Source organism: Streptomyces sp. NPDC025721, from assembly GCF_055558595.1.
Genome location: NZ_JBVHMF010000009.1, coordinates 163,677 through 189,734 on the forward strand (window position 1 = coordinate 163,677; position 26,058 = coordinate 189,734).

Genomic DNA, 26,058 nt, shown 5'->3' on the forward strand with positions numbered 1-26,058 from the left:
GGGACCAGGCGTTACGGATCACACCGGACGGCCCGCGACGACGCGCAGCAGGTGTTCCGCCACGGCGGACATCGCGTCGCGGGCCGGCCGCAGATAGCGCCGCGGGTCGACGACGGCCGGGTCCGCCGCCAGGTGCTCCCGTACCGCCCCGGTGAAGGCGATGTTCAGCGCCGTACCGATGTTGACCTTCACCATCCCGGCGGCGACGGCCCGCCGCAGCTCGTCGTCCGGCACACCGGACGAGCCGTGCAGCACCAGCGGTACGGGTACGGCCGTGCGCAGCGCGGCTATCAGTTCGTGGTCGAGGCGCGCGGAGCGGTCGGTCATCGCGTGCGAGCTGCCGACCGCGACGGCGAGTGCGTCCACCCCGGTCGCGGCGGTGAAGGCGGCGGCCTCGGCGGGGTCGGTCCGCACGCCGGGCGCGTGCGCCCCGTCCTTGCCCCCGACCTCGCCCAACTCGGCCTCGACCCAGGCGCCCTGGCCGTGCGCCCACTCCACCATCCGCGCGGTGGCCCGCAGATTCTCCTCGTACGGCAGCTTCGACGCGTCGAACATCACCGAGGACGCCCCGGCGGCCACGCCCGCCCGCAGCAGCTCCTCGCTCTCCACGTGGTCCAGGTGCAGGGCGACCGGCACCGCCGCGCCCCGCGCGACCGCCGCCGCCCCCGCCAGCACCGGCTCGACCCGGCCGCCGTGGAAGGCCACCGCGTTCTCGCTGATCTGGAGGATCACCGGCAGCCCGGCGGCCTGCGCGGCGGAGGTGATCGCCTCCGCGTGCTCCAGCGTGATCACATTGAACGCGGCGACCCCGTGGCCCGCGGCCCGGGCTGCGGTGACGAGTTCTGCGGTGGAGACGGCAGGCATGGGATTCCTCGGGGTACGTACGGCGGTGCCGGTTTCACGGGTGCGGGCGGGGGTACGGGCGGCGGTCCGCCGAACAGCGGAGCGCCGCGCGGGGGTTGGCGTCAGGCCAGGACGACGGAACGCGTCAGGTTGCGCGGCCGGTCCGGGTCGTACCCCTTGTTCTCCGCGATGGCCACCGCGAGCCGCTGGACCCGCACCAGGTCGGCCAGCGGGTCGAGCACGGGCGCGCCCGTACCGCCGACCGCGCTCGTGCCGCCGTCGGCGGGCGCGGCGGAACCGGCCTCGAGAAGGCCGCCCACGCCCGCGACGTTGTCCGCCAGGCCCTCGGGCAGGGCGCCGAAGGCCCACACCACGCGGCCGGGGCCGGTGATGCTGATCGGGCCGTGCCGGTACTCCATCGCCGGGTAGCTCTCGGTCCAGGCGCCCGCGGCCTCGCGCATCTTCAGCGCGGCCTCCTGCGCCAGGCCGTAGGTCCAGCCGGTGCCGAGGAAGGTGAACTGCTCGGCGGCCGTGACGGTGGTGGGCAGTTCCTGGGTGAGCGCCAGCCGCGCGTCGGCGACGGCCGCGGTCAGGTCGTGGCCGAGGTGGGCGCGCAGCAGCGCGAGCGCGGTGGTGGCGAACCGGGTCTGCACCACCGACTGTTCGTCGGCGAAGTCCAGCACCACGACCTCGTCGGCGGCCTCCATCACCGGGGTGTGCGGGTCGGCGGTGATCGCCGTGACCGCGACGCCCGCCGTACGCAGTCGCTCGCTCGCCCGCAGCACCTCGGTGGTGGTGCCGGAGCGGGTGATCGTCAGCACACGGTCGTAGCCGCGGCCGAACGGGAACTCCGAGGCCGCGAAGGCGTCGGTCTCGCCGTGGCCGCCCTGTTCGCGCAGCGCGGCGTAGGACTGGGCCATGAACCAGGAGGTGCCGCAGCCGATCACCGCCACCCGCTCGCCGTCGCGCGGCAGCTTTCCGGCCTCGGCGGGAGCGAGATCGGCCGCCCGCTGCCAGCACTCGGGCTGGGAGGCGGTCTCGGTGGTGGTGAGGGACGCGGACATCGGGGCTCCTCGTGCGGTGTGCGAGATACGGCGTGCGAGATGCGACGCGCGGTGCGGATGCGCGATCCTGCTCGAAACGAGCAGCTATCGAGCATAAATGTACACAGAGGAGAGGGCTGGCGGAAGGTCCCGGACTGCGCTAAGGGCGCACGCGGGCGGCGCGCCCCCTGTCCGGCGGCCGAATGAGGCGCGCGTCACACTTCCCGCACCGGATGTCACATCCCGTCGCGCGGTCCGGCTCTCTGGTACGAGGGCGTGAACGGCGGCCGGACCCGACGAAGGCCGAACGGTGAGAACGAGAAGAACGAGGAGGAAACCCTGCCCGAGAGAAAGCTCCGCACGACAGGCAGGGCTCTTCGTCCTCTGTCAATTGCTTTACGCGAGGCCCGAAGCGCTCACGTGGATTCCTTCAGAGCCGCCGCTTCCGTTTTCGCGGCCACACGTTCGAGTAGCTCGTCGAGATCGTATTGCGCGCGTCCGGGACTGCCGTAGCGGGTGATCTTGCCGCGGCTGGCCCATTTCCTGATCGTCGCCTCGGAGACTCCGGCGGCGAGTGCGGCGAGTTGAGTCGGAACAAGCCGACTTCTATTGCGCGGTGGCGGATTCATGCGGCGTCCTCCGGGCGCTGGGATTGTGCTGCCGCTCCCGCAGTGCCGCGCGCGAACTGCCGCGTCTGCTGAATCTGCCGGGATAGCAGAAGCCATTGGTGGGGCTGCCAACTGTGTCCTGCGGTACAGCTCACTTCTCGAGTGCGCCGGCCGTCGGGCGACGACGGCGCCGTGGTCATCGCCGCGCTGCAACCGGAATGGATGCATTGGCCGAGATCCATGCGCAACGCGGGCTGCGTGTAGGCGGACCGGCGCGCGCGGTGCGTTATCTCGGAGATCTCCTCCGCGAAGTCCGCGGCGGTCGGGTGCGCGAGCAGCCAGTTGAGGTGGACGACGAGGAAGTCGGCCATCTCCTCCGGCTGCCTGCGGACCGGCTTGCGGACGGCGCGCTCCTCGGCGACCATCGCCGCCCACGAGGCCAGGAACCCGACGATGCCGGACCGGGCGGTGATCGCCGCCTCGTCCAGCCGTATTCCGGTCGACTGCCTGCTGCCGCTGACCCGTTGGAGGGTCGGGTTGCGGCGCGGATGGAGCACCGACTCGCAGTCGTCGTAGATCTCCGGCAGCTCCATCAGATTCGCCTTGAGATCGTGGTAGCACGAGGTGCACAGACGCAGCCCCGGGGCCGCTGTGCGGCGCGGTCGCGACCCGTGCGGCACGTTGCCGCATTTTTGGCCCACACATGGAGATGAATTCATTTGGTCACCCGTTGGTCATGATGTCGGAAGGTGGCTGTCGCAGTGCGAACTCGTCGATCGACTCGATGACCGAGGGGAGTGCGCCCTGTTCAGGACATGCCGAAAGTCGTCGTCGGTGCAGGTGAGCGACGTCCCGTCGGAACATGGCCGTGCATCGGCTGCCTCCGACGGAATGGCGCACCGTCAGCGGCGACCGCTGGATCCGGAACCTGTCGACGTACTCCAGGCGCGAGGGAACTACTCAGCGGAACGCCTGGACCATCTCAACGCAGTGCTGAACGCAGTGCAGAACGGTCGGCGAGGGCCGGGCCGACCGGATATACCGCGAGCAGCGGTGCTCGCGGGCTCCACAGACCAGTGGGGCCCATGGGGCACGCCGGATCATGGAGGTGTGCGTCGTGAGTGGATCGCACCGGTACGGGATGATGTGGGGCGCGCGTGTGCCGTGGCGTCGCCTAAGCGGGACGTCATCGTCCGTGCCACGCGGGACGGGGCCCGCCGCGCCGTCGAATCAACGGCCGAATCGACCGTCGAGTCGCCGGAGCGTGCGCGGACCTGGCCGGCCTCCGCGTCCGAGCAGTGGCTCGGGCGGAGACGGATGACGGTGCCCTGGGCCGTGCCCGGGACCGTTCGTAAAGCTGGATCCCCGCCGGTCGCCCGAGGGTGACCTGGAGAAACGCTCCCGTGGCGCCATGAGGTGACCGGCTCATCCACCGTGCCTGAAGCACCCCGGCACGAGACCGAGGTTACCGGCGATCGGAAACGCCGTGGTGGCCGTGATGAGTCCAGTTGGGCCTGTCGCGTTAAATCCGTGTTCATAACGATCCGGAACCCCCGCTCCCGAGTCATGTACGGCTTACAGCATACGGATGTTCGCGTTTGGCAGGCGACGATACAGGCAAACGCAGGAGCCGTCCACACCTGATCTACCTGCGACGATCACGCTCCACGCGGCCCTGACCGGCGGCTCATTGACGAGAATGCCGCCTCGTAAAATGTGACTACACGCTAGCGTGACGCCGTCGTGAACCCGCGAACAATCACCATCTGACAGCGCGTCAGGCTCCATGGTCATTCGGGTCCGGAGTGTTCCGAAATGCTCGATGTTGAGGCGATGCTATGAGGATCATCGGACTTCATCGGTGTCACGCAAATTCGAGGGGCACTGCAACCATCTTTCCCGACCGCATACTCCCGACCCGTCGATGAACTGCGCAAACAGCCCGCTGACCAAGTGAAGTTGACATCGGCGGCAAGAGACTGTCACGATACTTCCGGCGGCCGAGGTATGCCCGGATCCGGGCAGCAGTGAGACCTCGGACGCCGCAATCACACTCAGATCACCGAGCCCCGCGTGCGCTGTGCAGCCGCGGGGCTTCGTCATGGGCGGCCACGCCGTCTCCGACCGCCCGCCACCGGCACCGCGAAAGGCCGAAAGGAGCCTGCGGCGCATGGACAGGATCGGTTTTGTCTTCCCCGGCCAGGGTTCGCAGAAGGTGGGAATGGGGCTCGACCTCGCCGGAGAGCATCCGGATCTGGTCGGCCCCTACTACCGCACCGCGGACGAGATTCTCGGCCTTCCACTGTCCCGGCTGTGCTGGGAGGGACCCGCCGAGGTCCTCCGGGACACCTCGATCACCCAGCCCGCGATCTTCCTGACCAGCCTGTGCACCTGGCAGAGCCTGCGTCCGCGCGGTCTCGCCCCCGACATCGTCGCGGGCCACAGCCTCGGCGAATACACCGCGCTGGTCGCCGCGGGCGTCCTCGAATGGACCGACGCCCTCCGACTCGTACGGCTGCGCGGCCAGTTGATGGCCGCGGTCAACGCACGCGTGCCCGGCGCCATGGCGGCCGTACTCGGCCTGCCGCTCGAGGACGTCGAGGCCATCTGCGCACAGGCCGCCACCGGCACCGGCCAGATCGTCGAGATCGCCAACGACAACGAACCGGCGCAGGCGGTCGTCTCGGGCCAGGCCGAAGCCGTCCAATGGGTGATGGCCGCCGCCAAGGACGCCGGCGCGCGCCGGGCGGTCCCCCTCGAAGTCGGCGCGCCTTTCCATTGCAGTCTCATGAGCGAGATCGAGGACGAATTCGCGGCGGCCCTGGACGCGGTGGAATTCCGCGATCCGGTGGTCGAGACGATCTCGTCCGTCACCGCGGCGCCGGTCACCACCGCCGCCGAGGCGCGTACCGCGCTCAAACGCCAGCTCACCGGCCGGGTCCGCTGGACCGAAACCGTGGCCGGAATGTCGGACGCGGGCGTGGACCGCTTCATCGAGATCGGACCCGGAAAGGTACTCGGCGGCCTGTGCCGCCGGATCGCCCCGGCAGCACGGGTGTTCGCGACATTCGATTCACGGCAGTGTGCCTCGACTCTCGATGCGCTCGCATTCGCGGCCGGAGGTTGACCGGAGACTCGCAAGCAGTCCAAGGAACCGATCAGGCCCAGGTCGCAGTCGGACCTGAGCGTCACAAAGGGCGGACCCATGAGCCGGATAGACCTTCTGAAGCCTCATATACCAGCCCCACGTGCGTCCGCAAACGTCAATCGCACCGAGATACGTACCGCATCGCCGGTACGGGGAGTGCCGGGGCCGTCCGTGAGCTGGCGGGTACTTGTGGTGGAACCTCATGCAGACGACGCCGAATCCCTGGTCAGGGGGTTACGGCGGCACGGACACGAGGTCGCGTCGGTCGGCACGGGCGGCGCGGCACTCCAGACGTACGAGGACGCGGACCTGGTCCTGCTCGACCTCGACCTGCCCGACCTGGACGGACTCGAGGTCTGCCGGAGCATCCGGTCGGTCTGCGACGTGGCGGTCATCGCCGTCACCGCGCGCGGCACCGAACTCGACCGGGTGCTCGGCCTCCAGGCAGGCGCCGACGACTACCTCGTCAAGCCGTACGGCTTCCGCGAGTTGATGGCCCGGATGGACGCGGTCATGCGCCGCGCCCGCCCGGAACCCGCCTCCGCGCGGGTCATCTCCTGCGGACCGCTGCGGATCGACGCCGGATCGCGCGAAGTGCGGCTCGGCGGACGGCATATAGATGTGACCCGTAAGGAATTCGACGTGCTCTACCTGCTGGCCTCGCACCCGGACATCGTCATCACCCGGAAGCGGCTCATGCAGCAGGTGTGGGGTGACTCGTGGTCCCGGCGGACCGTCGACACCCATGTCAGCAGCCTCCGGACGAAGCTGGGCGCCAAGGAGTGGATCGTCACCGTCCGCGGTGTCGGATTCCGGCTCGGTCTGGGGCTCGAACGGTCCGGGTCCTCCGCATGAGCCGCGCGGCCGTGCGGTGCGAAGGACACGAATGCGGTACGCGGCAGGCCGAGCCCCGCGACGGGGGCCGGCACCCCGGCCGTCCGGTCGGCGGGAACCGGCTGTGCGCCGCCTGCCACCGTCGGCTGACCACCGGCATCGGCATGCTCCCCGAGCTGTACCGGGACTGCGAGCGGGTGCTGGGCGGCGCCGCGGCCAAGGGGCTGCGCGAACGCACCAGCGGCGGCCCGCTGCCCGGCATGCCGTTCAACCCGGCGGCGGCCGAGACACGCGCCGCGATCCTCGGGGTGCTCGGCTCCTGGAGCGGCCTGATCGCCCAGCAGCGCGGGCTCGTACCGCCCGAGCGGTCCGTCGGCACCCTGTCGGTGTTCCTGCTGCGGCACGCCGACTGGCTGGCCGGGCACCCGGCCGTCGCCGAGGCCACCCGCGAGGTGGCCCGGCTGGTCAGCAGGGCCCGCCGCGTCGCCCACCCCGAGCAGATCCGCCGGATCGCGCTGGGCGACTGCGTCGAACCCGGCTGCGAGGGGCGGCTGTCCGCCGTCGTACGCGTCGGGGCGACGGCCGCGCACCCGGCCGTGCAGTGCGACGCCCAGGCCGGGCACACCTGGGCCGGGCACCAACTCACCCATCTGCGCCGCCTGATGCCCGCCGAGGACACGGCCCCGGGTACAGCGGCCGACACCTCCGCCGGCACTTCCGCCGGTCCCGCCGCCGTCACCCCCGCCGTCGCCGAGCGCTGGCTCACCGCCGCCGACATCTCGCGGCTGTGGAGCACCCCGGTCGGCACGGTCTACCGGCTGGCCAGCGAGCAGAGCTGGCGCCGCAGGCACGGCTCGGGCCGCACCTACTACTCGGAGGCCGACGCACACGCGTGCTTCAGCCGCCGCGCCGAGCGATCTGCCGAACGATCCCGCTAGGACGGCCTGTTTCGACGACCAGCGGACGACCCCTCCATCACTCCCATCACCAGGAGCGAACGATGCACAGCACGTTGATAGTCGCGCGCATGCTGCCGCAGTCCGCGGAGGACGTGGCCCGGATCTTCGGGGAATTCGACCAGACCGGGATGCCCGACCTGATGGGCACCCGTCGACGGGAGCTCTTCTCCTACAACGGCCTCTACTTCCACCTCCAGGACTTCGACACGGAGGCCGGTAACACGACCATCGAACAGACCAAGGACCACCCGCTCTTTGTGCAGGTCAGCGCCGACCTGAAGCCGCACATCGAGGCCTACAACCCGGCGACCTGGCGGTCGCCGAAGGACGCGATGGCCACGCGTTTCTATCACTGGGCCAAGTCCGAGTGACGGACCTGATCTCAAGCCTGTCCTCAAGAATTCACGAAATTCCGAAGGGAGCGGCGTCCACATGGGACGGCGAGTGGTGATAACCGGCATTGGGGTCGTGGCGCCGGGGGGTGTCGGCGTGAAGGACTTCTGGAGTCTGCTGAGCGACGGCCGAACCGCGACCAGAGGCATCACGTTTTTCGATCCCGCCCCGTTCCGTTCCCGCGTCGCGGCCGAGGTCGATTTCGACCCGGAGGCACTGGGACTGAGCCCGCAGGAGATCCGCCGCATGGACCGCGCCGCGCAGTTCGCGGTGGTCACGGCCGCGGAGGCGCTCGCGGGCAGCGGACTGGAGATGTCCGACCTGGACCCGTACCGGACCGGGGTGACCGTCGGCAGCGCCGTCGGCGCGACGATGGGCCTGGACCAGGAGTACCGCGTCACCAGTGACGGCGGGCGTCTCGACCTCAACGACCACCGGTACGCGGTACCGCATCTGTACGACTTCTTCGTGCCCAGCTCCTTCGCGAGCGAAGTGGCCTGGTCCACCGGGGCCGAGGGCCCGGCGACGGTGGTCTCCACCGGCTGCACCTCCGGCCTGGACTCGGTGGGCTACGCGACCGAGCTGATCCGCGAGGGCAGCGTCGACGTGATGATCGCGGGCGCCACCGACGCCCCGATCTCCCCGATCACCGTGGCCTGCTTCGACGCCATCAAGGCCACCACCTCGCGCAACGACGACCCCGAGCACGCCTCGCGGCCGTTCGACAACTCCCGCAACGGCTTCGTCCTCGGCGAGGGTTCCGCGATGTTCGTGCTGGAGGAGTACGAGGCGGCCAAGGCGCGCGGCGCGCACATCTACTGCGAGATCGCCGGGTACGCCACCCGCTCCAACGCCTTCCACATGACGGGTCTGCGGCCCGAGGGCCTGGAGATGGCCGAGGCCATCAGGACGGCCCTGGACGAGGCGCGGATGAACCCCGACGAGATCGACTACGTCAACGCGCACGGCTCGGGCACCAAGCAGAACGACCGCCACGAGACCGCCGCCGTCAAGCGCACGCTGGGCGACCACGCGTACCGGACGCCGATGAGCTCCATCAAGTCGATGGTCGGGCACTCGCTCGGCGCGATCGGCTCGATCGAGATCGCCGCGTCCGCGCTGGCCATCGAGAACAACCTGGTCCCGCCGACGGCCAATCTGCACGAGCCGGACCCGCAGTGCGACCTGGACTACGTACCGCTCAAGGCCAGGGAGTGGACCACCGACGCCGTGCTCAGCGTCGGCAGCGGCTTCGGCGGCTTCCAGAGCGCGATGGTGCTGCGGAGGGCGGCATGACCACTTCCGAAGGCACGGCCGCTTCCGCGGACACGACCGCTTCCACGGGCCCGGCCGCTTCCGAAAGCACGGCCGCCTCCTCTGGCGCCGCCAGTTCCGTCGTCGTCACCGGTATCGGCGTCACCGCGCCCAACGGCCTGGGCACCGAGGAGTTCTGGGCCGCGACGCTCGCGGGGAAGAACGGCATCGGACCCGTCCAGCGGTTCGACGCCACCGGCTACCCCGCCAAACTCGCAGGCGAGGTACCGGGCTTCGTCGCCACGGACTACCTGCCGAGCCGGCTGATCCCGCAGACCGACCACATGACCAGGCTCGCCCTGGTCGCGGCCGACTGGGCGCTGGCCGACGCGGGCGTGAAGCTCGACGAGTGGAAACAGTTCGACATGGGCGTCATCACCGCCAGCTCCTCCGGCGGTTTCGAATTCGGCCAGAACGAACTCCAGAAGCTGTGGTCCAAGGGCGGCCAGCACGTCAGCGCGTACCAGTCCTTCGCCTGGTTCTACGCGGTCAACACCGGCCAGATCTCCATCCGCAACGGCATGCAGGGCCCCAGCGGGGTCGTCGTCTCCGACCAGGCGGGCGGCCTCGACGCGCTCGCGCAGGCCAGGCGGCAGATCCGCAAGGGCACCCGGCTGATCGTCTCCGGCGGCGTCGACGGCTCGATCTGCCCCTGGGGATGGATCGCGCAGGTCGCCGCGGGACGGCTCACCGACAGCGACGACCCGGACAAGGCGTACCGGCCCTTCGCCGCGGACGCCGACGGCTATGTGCCCGGCGAGGGCGGCGCGTTGCTGATCCTGGAGGACGCCGGGTCCGCGCGGGAGCGCGGCGCCAAGGTCTACGGGGAGATCGCCGGATACGCCTCGACCTTCGACCCCAGGCCCGGCAGCGGCCGGGAGCCCGGTCTGCGGCGGGCCGTCGAGGCGGCGCTGGCCGACGCGGGCCTGACGGCGGGCGACATCGACGTCGTCTTCGCCGACGCGGCGGCCGTCCCCGAACTGGACCGCGCGGAGGCCCACGCGATCACCGCGGTCTTCGGACCGCGCGGCGTGCCGGTCACCGCGCCCAAGACGATGACCGGACGGCTCTACTCAGGAGCCGCGTCGCTCGACACGGCCGCCGCGCTGCTGTCGATCAGGGACGGGGTCATCCCGCCCACCACCCATGTCGCCCCCGCCCCCGAGTACGACCTCGACCTGGTGGTCGACCGGCCCAGGACCGCGCCGGTGAACGCCGCGCTGGTGCTGGCCAGGGGCTACGGCGGCTTCAACTCGGCGATGGTCGTGCGCGGAGCAGCCCGGTGACGGGCCCGCGCACCGCCGTCGCCACACCTCAGGAAGGGACCGAGATGGCCGGACCGGAACTCACGATCGAAGACCTCAAGCGCATCCTCCGGGAAGCCGCGGGCGAGAGCGAGGGCATCGACCTGGACGGCGACATCCTCGACCAGACCTTCGAGGACCTCGGCTACGACTCGCTGGCGCTGCTGGAGACCGGCAGCCGGATCGAGCGCGAGCACGGGATCGAGCTGGAGGACACCTCCATCACCGTCGTCGAGACGCCGCGGGCGCTGCTCGCCGTCGTCAACGAGCAACTCGCCGCGGAACACGCGGCCTGACGCTCCCCCCACCCGGTGGGGGGGGGGGGGGGGCGAGGGGGGGGGGGGGGGGGCCCCCCCCCCCACCCCCCCCCCCCCCCCCCCCACCCCCCCCCCCCCCCCACCCCCAGCCCACACCCCCAGCCCCCACGTACAGCGCACCCGTCCAGCCCACACGCCCAGACCACACGTACAGCGCACATGAACGCAGCACTTGAAGAGCGCACGTGAACGCAGCACATGTACGCAGCCGAGCGGTACCGAGTCGGAGGAGCAGTCATGTCGGCAGAGGGACAGCGGGTCGCTCTCGTCACCGGGGCCACCAGCGGAATCGGGCTCGCCGTCACCAGGGCGCTGGCCGCACAGGGACACCAGGTGTTCATCTGCGCGCGGACGCCCGAGAGCGTGGAAGTGACCGTCAAGGAACTACGGGACGAGGGCCTGGACGTCGACGGCACCGCCTGCGACGTCAAGTCGGGCGACGACATCAAGGCGTTCGTGCTCGCCGCCGTGGAGCGGTACGGGCCGGTCGACGTCCTGGTCAACAACGCGGGCCGCAGCGGCGGCGGCGTCACCGCCGACATCGACGACGAGCTGTGGTTCGACGTCGTCAACACCAACCTCAACAGCGTCTTCCTGATGACGCGCGAGGTGCTCAACACCGGCGGCATGCGGTACCGCGACCGCGGCCGGATCATCAACATCGCCTCCACCGCGGGCAAGCAGGGCGTGGTGCTCGGCGCCCCGTACTCCGCCTCCAAGCACGGCGTCGTCGGCTTCACCAAGGCCCTGGGCAACGAGCTGGCGCCGACCGGGATCACGGTCAACGCGGTCTGCCCCGGCTACGTCGAGACGCCGATGGCCGCGCGGGTCCGGCAGGGCTACGCGGCGGCCTACTCGACCACCGAGGGCGAGATCCTCCAGAAGTTCCAGTCGAAGATCCCGCTCGGCCGCTACTCCACGCCCGAGGAGGTCGCGGGCCTGGTCGGCTACCTGGCCACCGACACCGCGGCGTCGATCACCGCGCAGGCCATCAACGTGTGCGGCGGCCTCGGCAACTTCTGATCCGCCGCCACCGACCCCGTCCTACGACGTCCGACTCGCGTGAGGGGAACGAGAATGACGCAGACTGGCCACCGCGAGGTGGAGCACGAGATCACGGTGAACGCCCCGGCCGCCGCGGTGTACCGGCTGATCGCCGAGGTGGAGAACTGGCCGCGGATCTTCCCGCCGACCGTTTTCGTCGACCATGTGGAGCGCTCGGAGAACGAGGAGCGCATCCGCATCTGGGCCACCGCCAACGGCGCGGCCAAGAACTGGACGTCGCGCCGCGTCCTGGACCCGCGGGCGCTGCGGATCGAATTCCGCCAGGAGGTCTCGGCGCCGCCGGTCGCGGCGATGGGCGGCACCTGGGTGATCGAGCCCGTGTCCGACACCGAGTCGCGGGTGCGGCTGCTGCACGACTACCGCGCCATCGACGACAAGCCGGACGATCTCGCCTGGATCGACGAGGCCGTGGACCGCAACAGCCGCTCCGAACTGGCCGCGCTCAAGACCAACGTCGAACTGGTCGTCGGCTCCGCGGACGAACTCCTGCTGTCCTTCGCCGACACCGTCCACATCGACGGATCGGCCAAGGACGTCTACGACTTCATCAACGAGGCGCAGCTCTGGAAGGAGCGGCTGCCGCACGTGGCGCGGGTCTCGCTGGAGGAGGAGACGCCGGGACTGCAGATCCTGGAGATGGACACCCTCACCAAGGACGGCTCCTCGCACACCACCAAGTCGGTGCGCGTGACCTTCCCGCACAGCAGGATCGTCTACAAGCAGATCACCCTGCCCGCGCTGATGACGCTGCACACCGGCTACTGGCTGTTCGAGGAGGAGGGCGACGGCGTCGCCGCCACCTCCCAGCACACCGTGGTGATCAACACCGCGAACATCACCAAGATCCTCGGCCCGGACGCCGGGGTCGCCGAGGCGCGCGCCTTCGTGCAGAACGCGCTGAGCACCAACAGCCGGGCCACCCTGGGCCACGCCAAGGACTACGCCGAGGGCCGGCGCTGAGATGGACACCGACGTCATCATCGTCGGCGCGGGGCCTGTCGGCCTGATGCTGGCCGGTGAACTCCGGCTCGGCGGAGCCCGGGTGACGGTTCTGGAGCGGCTCGCCGCCCCCACCACCGAGTCCCGGGCGTCGACCCTGCACGCCCGCACCATGGAACTCCTCGACCAGCGCGGCCTGTTGGAGACGCTGGGCACGCCGCCCAACGAGCCGATGGGCCACTTCGGCGGTCTGCCGCTCGACCTGAGCGAGCCGACCACCCGCTACCCCGGCCAGTGGAAGGTCCCGCAGGCCCGGGTCGAGGAGCTGCTCGCGGAGTGGGCCACGGGGCTGGGCGCGGAGGTCAGGCGCGAGCACGAACTGCTCGGCCTGACCACGGGCGACGGCGGCGACGAAGGTGACGTGGGCGCGGAAGGCGTGGAGGTCGAGGTCGCCACCCCGGACGGTGTCACCCGTCTCACCGCCGGCTATCTGGTCGGCTGTGACGGCGAGGAGAGCACCGTACGGCGGCTGGCGGGCTTCGACTTCCCCGGCTCCGACGCCACCAAGGAGCTGCTGCGCTGCGACGTGCTGGGGCTCGACATCCCCAACCGCCGCTTCCAGCGGCTCCCGAACGGGGTGGCCATCGCGGCCACCCGCGACGGCGTCACCCGCGTCATGGTGCACGAGTTCGGCCGCGAGGTGCGGCCGAGGACCGCGGAACCCGAGTACGCCGAGATCGCCGCCGTGTGGGCCAGGGTCACCGGTGAGGACATCACCCACGGCACCCCGACGTGGCTGAACGCCTTCGGCAACACCAGCCGCCAGGCGGCCTCGTACCGCCGGGGCCGGGTGCTGCTCGCCGGGGACGCCGCCCACCGGCAGATGCCGGTCGGCGGCCAGGCGCTCAACCTCGGGCTCCAGGACGCGGCCAACCTCGGCTGGAAGCTCGCCGCGCGGGTCACCGGGCGCGCGCCCGACGGGCTGCTGGACACGTACCACACCGAGCGGCACGCGGTCGGGCGGCGGGTGCTGGCCAACATCGAGGCGCAGACCGTCATCCTCTTCGGCGGCCCCGAGACCGGGGCGGTCCGCGGCACCGCCGCCGAACTCCTCACCCGCACCTCGGTCGTCCGCGGCCACCTCGCCGGCATGATCAGCGGCCTCGACATCCGCTACGGCGATCCCGACGCCGACACTCACCCCGACACGGCCGGTGAGTTGACCGGCCGCCGCGTGCCCCACATCGCGCTGACGACCGCGGACGGGCCCACCGGCACCACCGAGCTGCTGCGGCCCGGCCGCGGCGTGCTGCTCGACCTGTCGGGCGACACCAGGCGCCGGGCCACGCTGGGCAGGGCCGCCGAGGGCTGGGCGGGCCGGGTCGACGTGGTGTCGGCGCGCCCGGTGCCCGGCACGCTCCTCGACGGGCAGAAGACCGTACTGCTGCGGCCCGACGGACACATCGCCTGGTCGGCGCCGCGCGCGGCCGACCCGGCTCCGGCGCTGCGGCGCTGGTTCGGCGCCGAGGACGTCCCCCGGGTCCCCGTCACGCCGATCGCGGCTCCACGGAAGGGCGTTGCGGAGACGGCGGCGCCCCAGGCAAGTGCCCCTCAGGCAAGTGGCCCCCAGGCAACCGCTCCTCAGGCAACCGCCCCCCAGGCGAGCGCCGTAAAGGCAGCCGCACCGAGACCGGCCGCTCCGAAGCCGCCCGTCCGCACCTGTGACGTCCTGATCGTCGGCGCGGGTCTGGCCGGTTCGGTGAGCGCGGCGATCCTCGCCCGGCAGGGCAAGAGCGTCGTGCTGGTCGACTCCCAGACGCATCCGCGGATGGCCATCGGCGAGTCGATGACCCCGCAGCTCATCGAGTGGCTGCACATCCTCGCCGTACGGTTCGACCTGCCCGAACTGCTGCATCTGCTGGACCACCGGTCGGTCACCGAGCACATCGGCCCGACCCACGGCAAGAAGCAGAGCTTCGGCTTCGTCAAGCACGACAAGGGCCAGGAACCGGACCCGCGGGAGACGACGATGTTCGTCATCCCCAAGGCGCTCACCCAGGCCAGCCACCTGTTCCGGCAGGACACCGACGCGTACTACTTCCACGTCGCGGCCAAGTACGGCGCCACGACGCGGCAGCACTGGCGGCTGTCCGACCTGGACTTCGACGACGACGGCGTCACCGTCACCGGGCAGAACGGCGAGGTCTTCAGGGCCCGCTACCTCATCGACGCCAGCGGCCACCGGTCGCTGCTCGCCGAGAAGTTCGGCCTGCGGGAGCAGCCCGCGCGCTTCAAGCACCACTCGCGGTCGCTGTTCACGCACTACATCGGCGTCAAGCCGTTCGACGACGTCAGCCACCACCCGGAGAGCCTGCGACCGCCCAAGAACGCGCCCTGGAGCGGCGGTACGCTCCACCACCTGATCGAACGCGGCTGGTTCTGGATCATCCCGTTCAACAACCACAAGGGCGCGGCCAATCCGGTCACCAGCGTCGGCCTCACCATGGACGAGCGGGTCTACCCGCGCCCCCGTGACATCAGCCCCGAGCAGGAGTTCACCCGCTTCCTCGACCAGTACCCGGCGGTGAAGCGGCAGTTCGAGGGCGCCACGCGGGTGCGCGAGTGGGTCTCCACCGACCGGCTCCAGTACAGCTCGAAGGAGTCGATCGGCTACCGCTGGTGCCTGATGTCGCACGCGGCCGGCTTCCTCGATCCGCTGTTCTCGCGCGGCCTGTCCAACACCTTCGAGGTCGTCCACTCGCTCATGACCCGGCTGCTGCCCGCCCTGGACGACGACGACTTCGCGGTCGAACGCTTCGGTTACGTCGACCGGTTGGAGCGCGGCCTGCTGCACTACAACGACGAGCTGGTGAACAGCGCGTACATCTCCTTCGGCCACTTCCGGCTGTGGAACGCGGTGTTCCGGGTCTGGGGCGGCTTCGCCACTCCCGGTGTGATGCGGCTGGCCCGCGCGCGGATCAACTTCACGCTCACCGGCGACCCCGCGCACCTGGACGCGCTGGAGGACGCGCCGTATCCGGGCCTGTGGTGGCCGGAGCCGGCCGTCCGGGAGATCGTCGACCTCACCGCGGAGACCTGCGAGAAGTACGAGGCCGGGCAGATCGACGGCGACCGCGCCGCGGACATCATCTTTGACCGGCTCCGCCGCTGCGAGCTGCTGAACCCGGCCTTCGGCTGGCGCGACCCCGAGGACACCCGGCTGATCACCCCGACCACGGCGACGATGGCGAAGTTCATGTACTGGGCCGTGCGCAAGGCCCCGCCGCAGATGCGGGACCTCGGCTCCGCCCTGCTGTCCGGCACGGTCCGCGCGGGTGTCAAGGGCAAGAAGGTCCTCTGAGCAGACGGCCTTGCGACGAAGCGACGCGTTCCGACACAGAAGTCCTGAGAACACCGGATCTCGCGAAAGGGCACCACACATGCAGACCACCCCGAAGCCCATGGAGGACTCGATGGCCGAGCCGATGGGTGACACCTCGGTGATCCAGGACACCGAGGCGCTGTCGTCCTTCAGGACGACGCGTCCTGACCAGGGTCTGGACGCGGGCCCGATCACGCGGGCCTTCATGCGCGTCAACGTCTACATCTACTCCAAGCCGCCGAAGAAGGTGCAGAAGTCGCTCAGCAAGGGCGCGCTCAATGTGCACATCTGGCTGTACGAGCGGTCCAACGGCCGCATCGGCGGCAAGATGGGCAACCTCGACGCGCTGCTGCTGCACACGCTGGGCCGCAAGACCGGCAAGGAGCGTGTCGTGCCGGTCGGTTACATCTACGAGCGCGGCTTCTTCTACGCGGTCGCCGTGCCCGGCCACTTCGACATCCCCGGCGGCCCCAAGGGCCTGCACCCGGCCTGGTACCTCAACTTGAAGGCCACGCCCGAGGTGACCATCAACATCGGCCGCGAGCAGATCGTCGCCCTCGCCGAGACCCTGTCGGGCCCCGAGCGGGACCGGATCTGGGCGAAGTACTCCGAAGTCCTGCCGTTCATCAACGAGTTCCAGAACCGGGCCAGCCGCCTGCTCCCGGTGGTGAAGTTCACCCCGAAGGACATGCTGGCGGCGGTGGCGCCGTCGGACGGCGAGACGGACGCCGTACGGTGAGCGCCGCCGGGCCGCGGGCGGGTCGGTCCGGGCCGCCCGCCGCGCGGGGAGCGAGCCCGCTGCGGACGGCGGTCACGGTCGGTACGCTGGCCGCCAACTTCCTCGCCGTCACCAAGAAGATCCGCAGGGCGAACGGGTCGCCGCACGCCATCGACCACATCGACCTGATCGCGAGCATCACCACCTTCGTCGTCCTCGCCGTCCGGGCGCGGCAGGGACGGGAGTCCGGGGGCGGCTGACCGCCCGTCCGCCCGCCCGGGCCGAAGAACCGTCTGAAGGAGAACCCCTCGTGACCGGTACCGCACCGACCTCTGATCTCACCGGCTGGCGCGCGGCCCCGTTCACGGGAGCCGGGCTCACCCACGACGTGTACGAGAAGGGCGCGGGGCCGGGAGTGGTGCTCGTCCCGGAGATTCCGGGCATGACGCCCGAGGTGCTGGGCCTGGCCGACCACCTGGTCGACCAGGGCTTCACCGTGGCGATGCCGTCGCTGTTCGGACGGCCCGGACGTAAGAACTCCACGCCCTACACGCTGTCCACCGTCGCCAAGCTGTGCGTGTCCGCCGAATTCCGGGCCTTCGCCGTCGACGCGCGGCGGCCGGTCGCGGACTACCTCAGGGCGCTGGTACGGGATCTGGCCGCGCGAACCCCCGGGCCCGGTGTCGGCATCGTCGGCATGTGCTTCACCGGCGGGTTCGCGCTGGCCGCCGCGGTGGAGGACGTGGTGCTCGCGCCGGTCGTCGCCCAGCCCGCGGTGCCGTTCCCGGTCAGCGCCAAGCGGTCCGCGGACCCCGGCCTCTCGCGGGGCGAGCTGGACACGGTGGTGAGCCGTACCAAGAACAGCGGACTGTGCGTGCTGGGCATGCGCTTCAGCGGGGACAGCGCGTCCCCGCGGGCCAGGTTCGACACCCTGCGGCGCAGTCTCGGCGACGCCTTCGAGGTGATCGAACTGGACTCCTCGAAGGGCAACGAGGGCGGCTTCCCCAAGGGAGCCCACCCCGTACTGACCGAGGAGATGCGCGAGATCCCCGGACACCCGGCGTACGCCGCGCGGGAGCGGGTCGTGAGCTTCCTGCGGGAGCGTCTGGCGCCCGCGGCCCTCTAGGGCCCGTCCGGCGGACCGCGGCCCCCGCGGCCGGGACTCGCGGACCTCCTCGGTGACGGTTGCGTCTCGACCGTCCCACCGATGTCACACCCACGGCCCCCGCTCACCTCTTGGGGGGCAAGGGGCTGTGGGTCGTGCAACGCCGTGCGGCCCGACGCGCGCGGCAAGGAGGAACCGTGAACAAATGGCGTGGTAATCCGTGGGTCATTCTGGCGATCCTGTCCTTCGGATTCTTCATGACCCTGCTCGACCTGACGATCGTGAACATCGCGATCCCCGACATGGTGGACAGCCTCGACGCGTCCCTCGACCAGATCCTGTGGGTCGTCAACGCGTACACCCTCGGGCTCGCCGTCCTGCTGATCACCGCCGGCCGGCTCGGTGACCTCGTCGGCAAGAAGAACCTGTTCATCGCGGGTGTGGCGCTGTTCACCCTGGCGAGTCTCGCCTGCGGACTCTCCCAGTCCCCGACCCAGCTCATCATCTTCCGGGCGATCCAGGGCATCGGCGCGGCACTGCTGCTGCCGCAGACCCTGTCCATGATCGCGGACGTGTTCCCCGACGAGAAGCGCGGTGTCGCGCTCGGCATCTGGGGCACGGTCGCGGGCCTGGCGTCGGTCGCGGGACCGAGCCTGGGCGGCCTGCTGGTCACCAAGCTCAACTGGCGCTGGATCTTCTACGTCAACGTGCCGATCGGTGTGCTGGCGATCATCGCCTCGTTCATGTTCATGCCGTCCGCGGCGCGTACGGTGCGGCACCGCTTCGACATCCCCGGCGTCGTCCTGACCACCATCGCCCTGTTCCTGCTCGCCTTCGGTCTGATCGAGGGCCAGAAGTACAGTTGGAACGGCGCGATCTGGGGCACGATCGCGGCCGGTGTCGTGGTGCTGGCGATCTTCCTGGTCTACCAGCGCGGTCAGCAGGACAACGAGCCGCTGGTGCCGTTCGTGCTGTTCAAGGACCGTAACTTCTCGGTGGTCAACTTCGTCGGTATCGCCGTCTCGTTCGGCGTCGTCGGCCTGCTGCTGCCGCTGACCATCTACCTCCAGTCGGTGCTCGGCTTCAGCGCGCTGAAGGCCGGTGGCGTGCTGGTGCCGATGGCGGTCGGCTCGATGCTCACCGCCGGGCCCTCCGGTGTGCTGGCCGAGAAGTTCGGCGGCAAGTACATCCTGATGGGCGGTCTGCTCGCGTACATCGGCGGTGTCTTCTGGATCGTGCGGACCGTCGAGGTCGGCCAGAGCTGGACCGGGCTGATCGCGCCGGTCGTGATCGTCGGCGCCGGTATGGGCTGCACCTTCACGCCGATGGCCACCGAGGTCATGCGCAATGTGCCGCCCAAGCTCACCGGGGCCGCGTCCGGCGTCAACAACGCGCTGCGGCAGGTCGGTTCGGTCATGGCGGGCGCCGTCATCGGCGCGGTGCTCCAGAACCAGCTCGCCTCCTCCCTCAAGGACCAGGCGGCGCAGCGCGCGGGCGCCGTGCCGTCCGACTACCGCGCCGGTTTCCTGAAGAACTTCGACAACGCGGGCAAGCACCTCGAGGTCGGCGGCCAGTCGAGCAGCGCCATGAAGTTCCCGTCGAACGTGCCCGCCGACATCGCCCACCGCATCCAGGACACCGCCGCGGCGGTCTTCGGGCACGGCTTCGTCGACGCCATGAAGCCGACCATGTACGTGCCGATGGCCGTGCTGTTCGTCGGTGTGATCGCCTGCCTGATCATCGTCGGGCCGAAGAAGTCGGCCACGCCGGAGTCGGGTGCGGCCGTTCCCGGTCAGACGGACGGCGCGGGGTCTCCCGCGGCAGATTCGGCGGCCGATTCCGGAGCCGCCCACCGGTAGGCCACCCCTTGGTAAAGCCGTCCATCGGCAAGCTCCCGCGGTTCTCCGAGTAGCCCTTTAGGGAGGGGTGAGTTGCCCTTTAGGGAGGGGTCGGGAGAGTCCGGACAATAACACCGGCGGCACTCGCGTCACTTCCGGTACACCATTACCGGGGTTGACACCGAGTGTCGCCGCGTGTCACGCTTTATTGGGCAGTAGAAGTATGCCCAATTGCGGTTTGACGCCGGCGGACCACCGCCGCGACGCCGCCGCGTCTCACATCTTGGTCACCTCTTCTCGATCGCCGGGCCGACCCATCGGGGTCGGCCCGGCGATTGTTTTGCACGCCCTTTTTCAGATGCCCGCGTGTGCCCTGGGAATTCGGCCACACACCCGTCGTTGATTCTCCGCGCCGTCCGCGCCGGAGAGAGAGGGGCGCTCCGTGCCCAGCAAAGCCAAGGAATCCGTTCCGGTGAACAGCGCCTCCAAGACGCAGAACTGCGACGTCCTGATCATCGGGTCGGGCCTCGCGGGTTCGGTGAGCGCGGCGATCCTCGCCCGGCAGGGCAAGAACGTGGTCATGGTGGATGCCGCGACCCATCCCCGGATGGCGATCGGCGAGTCGATGACCCCGCAACTCATCGAGTGGCTGCACATCCTGGCGGTGCGCTTCGACGTACCGGAGATCAAGCACCTGCTGGACGTCAAGGCCGTCACCAAGAACATCGGCCCGACCCACGGCAAGAAGCAGAGCTTCGGTTTCATCAAGCACGAGAAGGGCCAGGAGCCCGACCCGCGCGACGCCACGATGTTCGTCATTCCCAAAGCGCTCACCGAGGCCGGTCACCTGTTCCGGCAGGACACCGATATGTACTTCTTCAACGTGGCGGCCAAGTACGGCACCACGACGCGGCAGAACTGGCGGGTCGCCGACCTTGACTTCGACGACTTCGGAGTGACGGTCACGGGGCAGAACGGCGAGGTCTTCCGGGCCCGTTACCTGATCGACGCGAGCGGCTTCCGCTCCTTGCTGGCCGAGAAGTTCGACCTGCGCGAGAAGCCCGCGCGCTTCAAGCACCACTCCCGGTCGATGTTCACCCACTACATCGGCATCAAGCCGTTCGACGAGGTCAGCCACCACCCGGAGAGCCTGCGGCCGCCGGCCAGCGCGCCCTGGCACGGCGGCACGCTGCACCACATGATCGAGCGCGGCTGGTTCTGGATCATCCCGTTCAACAACCACAAGGACTCCAAGAACCCGATCACCAGCATCGGGCTCACCATGGACGAGCGGACGTATCCCAAGCCGAAGGACCGCACCCCCGAGGAGGAGTTCCAGGGCTTCCTCGACCAGTACCCGGCGGTGAAGCGGCAGTTCGAGGGCGCGACGCGGGTGCGCGAGTGGGTCTCCACCGACCGGCTCCAGTACAGCTCCAGCAAGTCGATCGGCTACCGCTGGTGCCTGATGTCGCACGCGGCGGGCTTCCTCGACCCGCTGTTCTCGCGCGGTCTGTCCAACACCTTCGAGGTCGTCTACGCCCTGTGCTCCCGGCTGCTGCCCGCCCTGGACGACGACGACTTCGCCAACGAGCGATTCCAGTACGTCGAGGACGTCGAGCGCGGCCTGCTGCACTTCAACGACGAACTGGTGAACAGCTCCTACATCTCCTTCAGCCACTTCCCGCTGTGGAACGCGGTGTTCCGTGTCTGGGGCTCCTATCTCACGCCCGGCGCGCTGCGGTTGATCCGGGCGCGGGCGCGGTATGAGGAGAGCGGCGACGTGAAATGGCTGGACGATTTGGAGAAGACCCCCAATCCGGGTCTTTGGTGGCCGAACAGCCCGGATTTCAAGCAAACCGTCGAAATCATGGCGGAGGCCTGCGAGAAGTACGAGGCCGGTGACATCGACGGCGACGCGGCGGCCAAGCTGATCATGGACAGTCTCCGTGCTTCGGATGAACTCAACCCCGTTTTCGGATGGGAGGACCCAGAAATCAAATTCGTGTACCCGACCACCGCGATGATGGCTAAGTTCATGTACTGGGCCAACTTCAAGGCTCCGGGCGAGATGCGCGAACTGGGTCGCGACATGGTAAGCGGAATTGTGCGGTCCGGTCTGCGTGGGCAGAAGTTCGTCTGACCCCGCCCGGCAATTTCCATCTGACCGAAAGTTGAACAGCACCATGATCAGTCGCAGAAAAGTCCTCGGTGCGGGCGCGACCGCGGTGGCTCTGTCAGGACTTGGGGCCACCGCCGGATTCGCCGGCAGCGGGGCACCCTGGAGTCAGTTGCGCGCGCACCTCCAGGGCCGGCTCGTCCTGCCGACCGACTCCGGTTACACGACGGCGAAGCAACTCGACCTGCAACAGTTCGACGTGATCAACCCGCAGGCCGTCGCCTACTGCGTCAGCGCCGCCGATGTGGCGCTGACCCTGAAGTTCGCGCAGGACAACTGCATACCCTTCGCCGTGCGCAGCGGAGGGCACAGCGGCGGCGGGTACTCCACGAGCACCGGCCTGGTGATCGACGTCTCCGGGCTCAACTCCATATCCGTCGGCCAGAACACGGTGACCGTCGGCACCGGCGTCCAGGGCGTCGACGCCATCGACGCGCTCGCGCCGCACGGCAAGGCCATCATCGGCGGCTACTGCCCGACGGTCGCCGTCGGCGGCTTCTACCAGGGCGGCGGCCTGGGCGTGCTCACCCGCTCCTACGGCGTCGGCTCCGACCGGATCGCCTCGGCGAAGGTGGTGCTCGCCAACGGCGACGTCGTCACCGCCTCACCCACCCAGAACCGGGACCTCTACTGGGGCATACGCGGCGGTGGCGGCGGCAACTTCGGCGTCGTCACCTCGTACGACATCACCACCGTCAACGTCTCGCAGCTCGCCGTGGTCAATCTGAACTGGACCTTCGACAAGGCCGCCGACGTCCTGGACGGGTACGCGCGCTGGTCCGTCAACGCGCCCCGCACGCTCAGCGGCGGCGCCTTCCTCCAGCTCTTCGACGCCTCGCCGGGCGCGCCGGTCAACGTCATGGTCTTCGTCGCCTCCACCGGCACCACGGCCGAACTCACCAGCGAGGTCGCCCGGTTGGTGGCGCTGACCGGAGCACCGGCCAGCCAGACCCCCGCGAGCGTCGTGCCGTACCAGCCGCTGATGATGGGCTTCTTCCGGTGCGCGGCCGATGTGACCGCCTGCCACCGGGCCGACACCACGCCCGGCGGCACGCTTCCCCGGTCGGCGTTCGGCCTCCAGCGCAGCCGGTTCTTCAACCGGCTGCCGTCGCGCAGCGTGTGGGACAACGCGGCGGCGCTCTTCGAGACCCTGCGGGTACCCGGCCAGGCGCACCTCATGGAAGTGCTCCCGCTGGGCGGGGCGGTGAGGGATTTACGCCGTACCGACACCGCGTTCGTCCACCGCGACGCGCTGTTCACGGTGAACTTCCTCGTCGACATCGGGTCCCCCGACGCCGCCGACTCCGCGGGCAGGGCGGCGGGTCAGGCGTTCGTCGACAGCGGCTTCCGCGTCATCGACCGGCAGTCCTCCGGTGAGACCTACCAGAACTTCATCGACCCGGAACTGCCCGACTGGCGGCAGGCGTACTACGCCGAGAACTACCCGCGGCTGTCCGCCGTGAAGCACCGCTACGACCCGCACGGCGCCTTCAGGTTCGCCCAGAGCATTCGCTAGGGGCCTGACGGCGACACAGCGACATCCCTCTCACGACAGCGGGGTGGCCACGGACTTCCGTGCCACCCCGCTGTCGTGCGTCCGGACACCGCCCGGACGCGTACCGCTCGAGTCCGCATCTCCCAGCCGCTCCCGTCCCCGGAGGACTGCGATGACAAGCATCGCGCTGCACAGCCTCGCGCCCCACAACGACCTCCAGGTCGCCACCATGCTGGCGGGCATCGCCTTCGTCCTGCTGGTCGGAGTGCTGCTCGGCACTCTCGCCAAGCGGGTCCGCCAGCCCGCCGTGATCGGCGAGATCCTCGCCGGCATCGCGCTCGGCCCCAGCCTGCTCGGGCTGCTGCCCGGCGACCTGTCGCACAAGCTGTTCCCCGCCGACGTACGGCCGCTGCTGTCCGCGGTCTCCAACGTCGGCCTGATGCTCTTCATGTTCATGGTGGGCTGGGAGTTCGAGAAGCGGATGCTGCGTCCGCACCGCGGTCTGGCCGCGTCGGTCTCGCTCTCCTCTGTCGCCTGCGCCTTCGGACTCGGCGTCGCGGTGGCCGCGCTGCTCTACCCGCACCACAACACGGTGGCCGGGCACCACATCTCCTTCGTCACCTTCTCCACGTTCATGGGCGCGGCCATGTCGGTGACGGCCTTCCCCGTACTCGCCCGGATCCTCACCGACAACCGGCTCACCCACTCGCGGGTCGGCACCCTCGCCCTGGCCAGCGCCGCCGTGGACGACATCCTCGCCTGGTGCATGCTGGCGTACGTCTCCGCGCTGGTCACCTCCAGCGGCGCCGGTGACCTCTTCCAGGTGCTCGGCCTGAGCGCGGCCTACGTGCTCGGCATGTTCGTCCTCGTGCGGCCCGCGCTGGCCGCGGTGGTCAGGTTCTTCAGCGAACGCCAGCAGTGGCGGGCCCTGTTGGTGGTCATGGCGGCCGGTACCTTCCTGTCGTCCTACCTGACGACCTGGATCGGCATCCACGGCATCTTCGGCGCCTTCCTCTTCGGCTTCATCATGCCGCGCGAGCCCGCGCTCCAGCTCGCCGAGCACCTGCGCAAGCCGCTCGACCACGTCAGCCTGATCCTGCTGCCGGTGTTCTTCATCGTCACCGGCCTCGGCGTCGACATCAACGGCCTGCACGCCCGGCAGTACCTGGAGCTGGCCGCGATCCTGGTCGTCGCCTGCGCGGGCAAGCTGCTCGGCGCGATGGTGCCCGCCCGGCTGTTCGGCCTGTCCTGGCGGGAGTCCAGGGCGCTCGGCCTGCTGATGAACACCCGAGGGCTGACCGAGCTGATCATCCTCAACACCGCCGTCCAACTCGGCGTCCTGGACAGCCAGATGTTCACCATGATGGTGATCATGGCGCTGGTCACGACCGCGCTGGCCGGTCCGCTGCTGCCCAAGAGCAGCGAGCTGATGGCCACTTCGACGGTGGGCGTCGAGGTCGGCGAGGCGGAGGCGGCGGGCAAGGCCGAGGCGGGGGCCGGCGCCGGGGCGGCAGCCGCGGGCGAGAAGGGGCGCTCGTGAGCGCGCCCTCCGATCAGGTGCTGCACCAGCCGGAGCCGGTGGAGGGCAGGCTGCTGCGCAATGTGTGCGGCCTGTTCGTCACCGGCGTCACCGTCATCACCAGCGGCGCGGAAGGGCGTTCGGAGGGAACGACGGTCAACTCGTTCACCTCCGTCTCGCTCGACCCGCCGCTCGTGCTGTTCTGCCTGCACAAGGAGTCGCGGCTGCGCGCGGTCATCGACGAGGCCGGCTCCTTCGTGGTGAATTTCCTGTCGGGGCCGCAGGAGCCGCTGGCCCGCGCCTTCGCGGGCAAGGACACCTCGGCGGTCAAGGACGTGCCCCACCACCACTCGGCCGAGGGCATGCCGGTGCTCAGCGAGGCACTGGCCTTCCTGGCCTGCCGCCTGGACAAGGAGTTCGACGGCGGCGACCACACCATCTTCGTCGGCCGCGTCGTCGAACTCGGCGTGCCCCGCGAGTACCAGGAACCGCTCATCTTCTTCCGCGGCTCCCTGGGCGCGCTGGAGGAGGAGCCGCGCGGAGCGCACCCGATCTTCGACGGCTGAGCGGACCCGCACGTCAGCCATCCACGTCACGTCACGTCACGCACCGCCCATGACGACGAGAGGACACACCATGGCGTTCGCATTCGAGGCCGTCGACCCGAAGGTCTCCTTCGAGACCCAGCTCCAGCAGGAGGACTCGGGCACCGTCGTACTCATCAACACCCTTGTCGTGCCCGAGGGGCAGATGGACAAGACCCTGGAGAGCTGGGCGCTCGACGCCGCCTACATGAAGTCCTGTGACGGCTGCATCTCCACCCAGCTCCACCGCGGCACCGCGGGCAGCAACACCCTGGTCAACATCGCGATCTGGGAGTCGACCTCCTCGCTGCTCGCGGCCTTCATGTCGGCCGAGTTCCAGGAGAAGGCCGGCGCCTACCCCGACGGTCTGCTCGCGCGGCCGTTCATCGCGGAGAAGGTCGCCGTCCAGGGGATCTGCGTGGCCTAGGGCCTGTCCGCCGACCCGGCCACCGCGCATCAGTGAGGAGCTCTTCG

The 26,058-nt window shown here is 69.8% G+C and carries 23 protein-coding genes; 19 read left to right on the forward strand and 4 right to left on the reverse strand.

The annotated features are described in order from the left end of the window. Positions 1–18: 18 nt before the first annotated feature. The 4 genes from ACZ4EF_RS15710 to ACZ4EF_RS15725 form a co-directional block, all read right to left on the reverse strand. Entirely contained in the window at positions 19–864 is an 846-nt protein-coding gene (locus tag ACZ4EF_RS15710; protein WP_467504889.1) for a class II fructose-bisphosphate aldolase, read from the reverse strand. A 101-nt stretch (positions 865–965) separates the two neighbouring features. Beyond that, positions 966–1,907, reverse strand: a complete 942-nt coding sequence (locus ACZ4EF_RS15715; RefSeq protein ID WP_401715628.1) for an SIS domain-containing protein — start codon at positions 1,905–1,907, stop codon at positions 966–968. 395 nt (positions 1,908–2,302) lie between these two features. Beyond that, positions 2,303–2,515 carry a MerR family transcriptional regulator gene (locus ACZ4EF_RS15720; protein WP_188280336.1) on the reverse strand — a complete coding sequence of 71 codons (213 nt, stop codon included), beginning with the start codon at positions 2,513–2,515 and terminating at the stop codon, positions 2,303–2,305. Then, the gene (locus ACZ4EF_RS15725; protein ID WP_355337059.1) at positions 2,512–3,087 is read right to left on the reverse strand and encodes a hypothetical protein; all 576 of its coding nucleotides are present in this window, start codon (positions 3,085–3,087) and stop codon (positions 2,512–2,514) included. The genes ACZ4EF_RS15720 and ACZ4EF_RS15725 overlap by 4 nt, the downstream gene beginning before the upstream one ends. 1,577 nt (positions 3,088–4,664) lie before the next feature. Here ACZ4EF_RS15725 and fabD point away from each other — a divergent pair. From fabD to ACZ4EF_RS15820, 19 genes are all read left to right on the forward strand, one after another. Further along, positions 4,665–5,621, forward strand: coding sequence for an ACP S-malonyltransferase (fabD, locus tag ACZ4EF_RS15730; RefSeq protein ID WP_391046853.1), 957 nt, complete (start codon positions 4,665–4,667; stop codon positions 5,619–5,621). 78 nt (positions 5,622–5,699) lie between these two features. Continuing rightward, positions 5,700–6,497 (forward strand): response regulator transcription factor, encoded by a 798-nt coding sequence (locus ACZ4EF_RS15735; protein ID WP_355337063.1) that lies wholly within the window; start codon positions 5,700–5,702, stop codon positions 6,495–6,497. Beyond that, positions 6,494–7,414: a hypothetical protein gene (locus tag ACZ4EF_RS15740; protein ID WP_391160462.1), complete on the forward strand. Its 921-nt coding sequence runs from the start codon at positions 6,494–6,496 to the stop codon at positions 7,412–7,414. The genes ACZ4EF_RS15735 and ACZ4EF_RS15740 overlap by 4 nt, the downstream gene beginning before the upstream one ends. A 62-nt stretch (positions 7,415–7,476) precedes the next feature. After that, a complete protein-coding gene (locus ACZ4EF_RS15745) occupies positions 7,477–7,806 on the forward strand; it encodes a TcmI family type II polyketide cyclase (protein ID WP_355337067.1) in 330 nt (109 codons plus the stop codon). 61 nt (positions 7,807–7,867) lie between these two features. Continuing rightward, the gene (locus tag ACZ4EF_RS15750; protein ID WP_188280342.1) at positions 7,868–9,124 is read left to right on the forward strand and encodes a beta-ketoacyl-[acyl-carrier-protein] synthase family protein; all 1,257 of its coding nucleotides are present in this window, start codon (positions 7,868–7,870) and stop codon (positions 9,122–9,124) included. After that, on the forward strand, positions 9,121–10,428 hold the full coding sequence (locus ACZ4EF_RS15755) for a ketosynthase chain-length factor (protein ID WP_467504893.1): 1,308 nt from the start codon (positions 9,121–9,123) through the stop codon (positions 10,426–10,428). The genes ACZ4EF_RS15750 and ACZ4EF_RS15755 overlap by 4 nt, the downstream gene beginning before the upstream one ends. A gap of 44 nt (positions 10,429–10,472) precedes the next feature. Next, a complete protein-coding gene (locus ACZ4EF_RS15760; RefSeq protein WP_355337071.1) occupies positions 10,473–10,742 on the forward strand; it encodes an acyl carrier protein in 270 nt (89 codons plus the stop codon). A gap of 258 nt (positions 10,743–11,000) precedes the next feature. Next, positions 11,001–11,786 carry a 3-oxoacyl-ACP reductase FabG gene (gene fabG, locus ACZ4EF_RS15765; protein WP_188280345.1) on the forward strand — a complete coding sequence of 262 codons (786 nt, stop codon included), beginning with the start codon at positions 11,001–11,003 and terminating at the stop codon, positions 11,784–11,786. Between the two features lie 54 nt (positions 11,787–11,840). Continuing rightward, a complete protein-coding gene (locus ACZ4EF_RS15770; protein ID WP_355337074.1) occupies positions 11,841–12,788 on the forward strand; it encodes an aromatase/cyclase in 948 nt (315 codons plus the stop codon). Between the two features lies 1 nt (position 12,789). After that, on the forward strand, positions 12,790–16,128 hold the full coding sequence (locus ACZ4EF_RS15775) for an FAD-dependent monooxygenase (protein ID WP_467504895.1): 3,339 nt from the start codon (positions 12,790–12,792) through the stop codon (positions 16,126–16,128). Between the two features lie 79 nt (positions 16,129–16,207). Continuing rightward, positions 16,208–16,888: a nitroreductase/quinone reductase family protein gene (locus tag ACZ4EF_RS15780; protein ID WP_355337078.1), complete on the forward strand. Its 681-nt coding sequence runs from the start codon at positions 16,208–16,210 to the stop codon at positions 16,886–16,888. Continuing rightward, on the forward strand, positions 16,885–17,127 hold the full coding sequence (locus ACZ4EF_RS15785) for a hypothetical protein (RefSeq protein WP_355337080.1): 243 nt from the start codon (positions 16,885–16,887) through the stop codon (positions 17,125–17,127). Before ACZ4EF_RS15780 ends, ACZ4EF_RS15785 begins: the two co-directional genes overlap by 4 nt. Before the next feature lie 50 nt (positions 17,128–17,177). Then, the gene (locus tag ACZ4EF_RS15790) at positions 17,178–17,993 is read left to right on the forward strand and encodes a dienelactone hydrolase family protein (protein WP_355337082.1); all 816 of its coding nucleotides are present in this window, start codon (positions 17,178–17,180) and stop codon (positions 17,991–17,993) included. Between the two features lie 176 nt (positions 17,994–18,169). Then, positions 18,170–19,831, forward strand: coding sequence for an MFS transporter (locus ACZ4EF_RS15795; protein WP_391046837.1), 1,662 nt, complete (start codon positions 18,170–18,172; stop codon positions 19,829–19,831). 421 nt (positions 19,832–20,252) lie between these two features. Continuing rightward, positions 20,253–21,950: an NAD(P)/FAD-dependent oxidoreductase gene (locus ACZ4EF_RS15800; RefSeq protein WP_391046834.1), complete on the forward strand. Its 1,698-nt coding sequence runs from the start codon at positions 20,253–20,255 to the stop codon at positions 21,948–21,950. A gap of 43 nt (positions 21,951–21,993) precedes the next feature. Then, positions 21,994–23,502, forward strand: a complete 1,509-nt coding sequence (locus ACZ4EF_RS15805) for an FAD-binding oxidoreductase (protein ID WP_355337088.1) — start codon at positions 21,994–21,996, stop codon at positions 23,500–23,502. Positions 23,503–23,653: 151 nt separating this feature from the next. Further along, positions 23,654–25,021 (forward strand): cation:proton antiporter domain-containing protein, encoded by a 1,368-nt coding sequence (locus ACZ4EF_RS15810; protein ID WP_401304701.1) that lies wholly within the window; start codon positions 23,654–23,656, stop codon positions 25,019–25,021. Further along, complete coding sequence (locus tag ACZ4EF_RS15815; RefSeq protein ID WP_391046827.1) at positions 25,018–25,566, forward strand: flavin reductase family protein; 549 nt, start codon at positions 25,018–25,020, stop codon at positions 25,564–25,566. Before ACZ4EF_RS15810 ends, ACZ4EF_RS15815 begins: the two co-directional genes overlap by 4 nt. A 70-nt stretch (positions 25,567–25,636) precedes the next feature. Then, the gene (locus ACZ4EF_RS15820; RefSeq protein ID WP_355337094.1) at positions 25,637–26,011 is read left to right on the forward strand and encodes an antibiotic biosynthesis monooxygenase family protein; all 375 of its coding nucleotides are present in this window, start codon (positions 25,637–25,639) and stop codon (positions 26,009–26,011) included. Positions 26,012–26,058 lie beyond the last annotated feature (47 nt).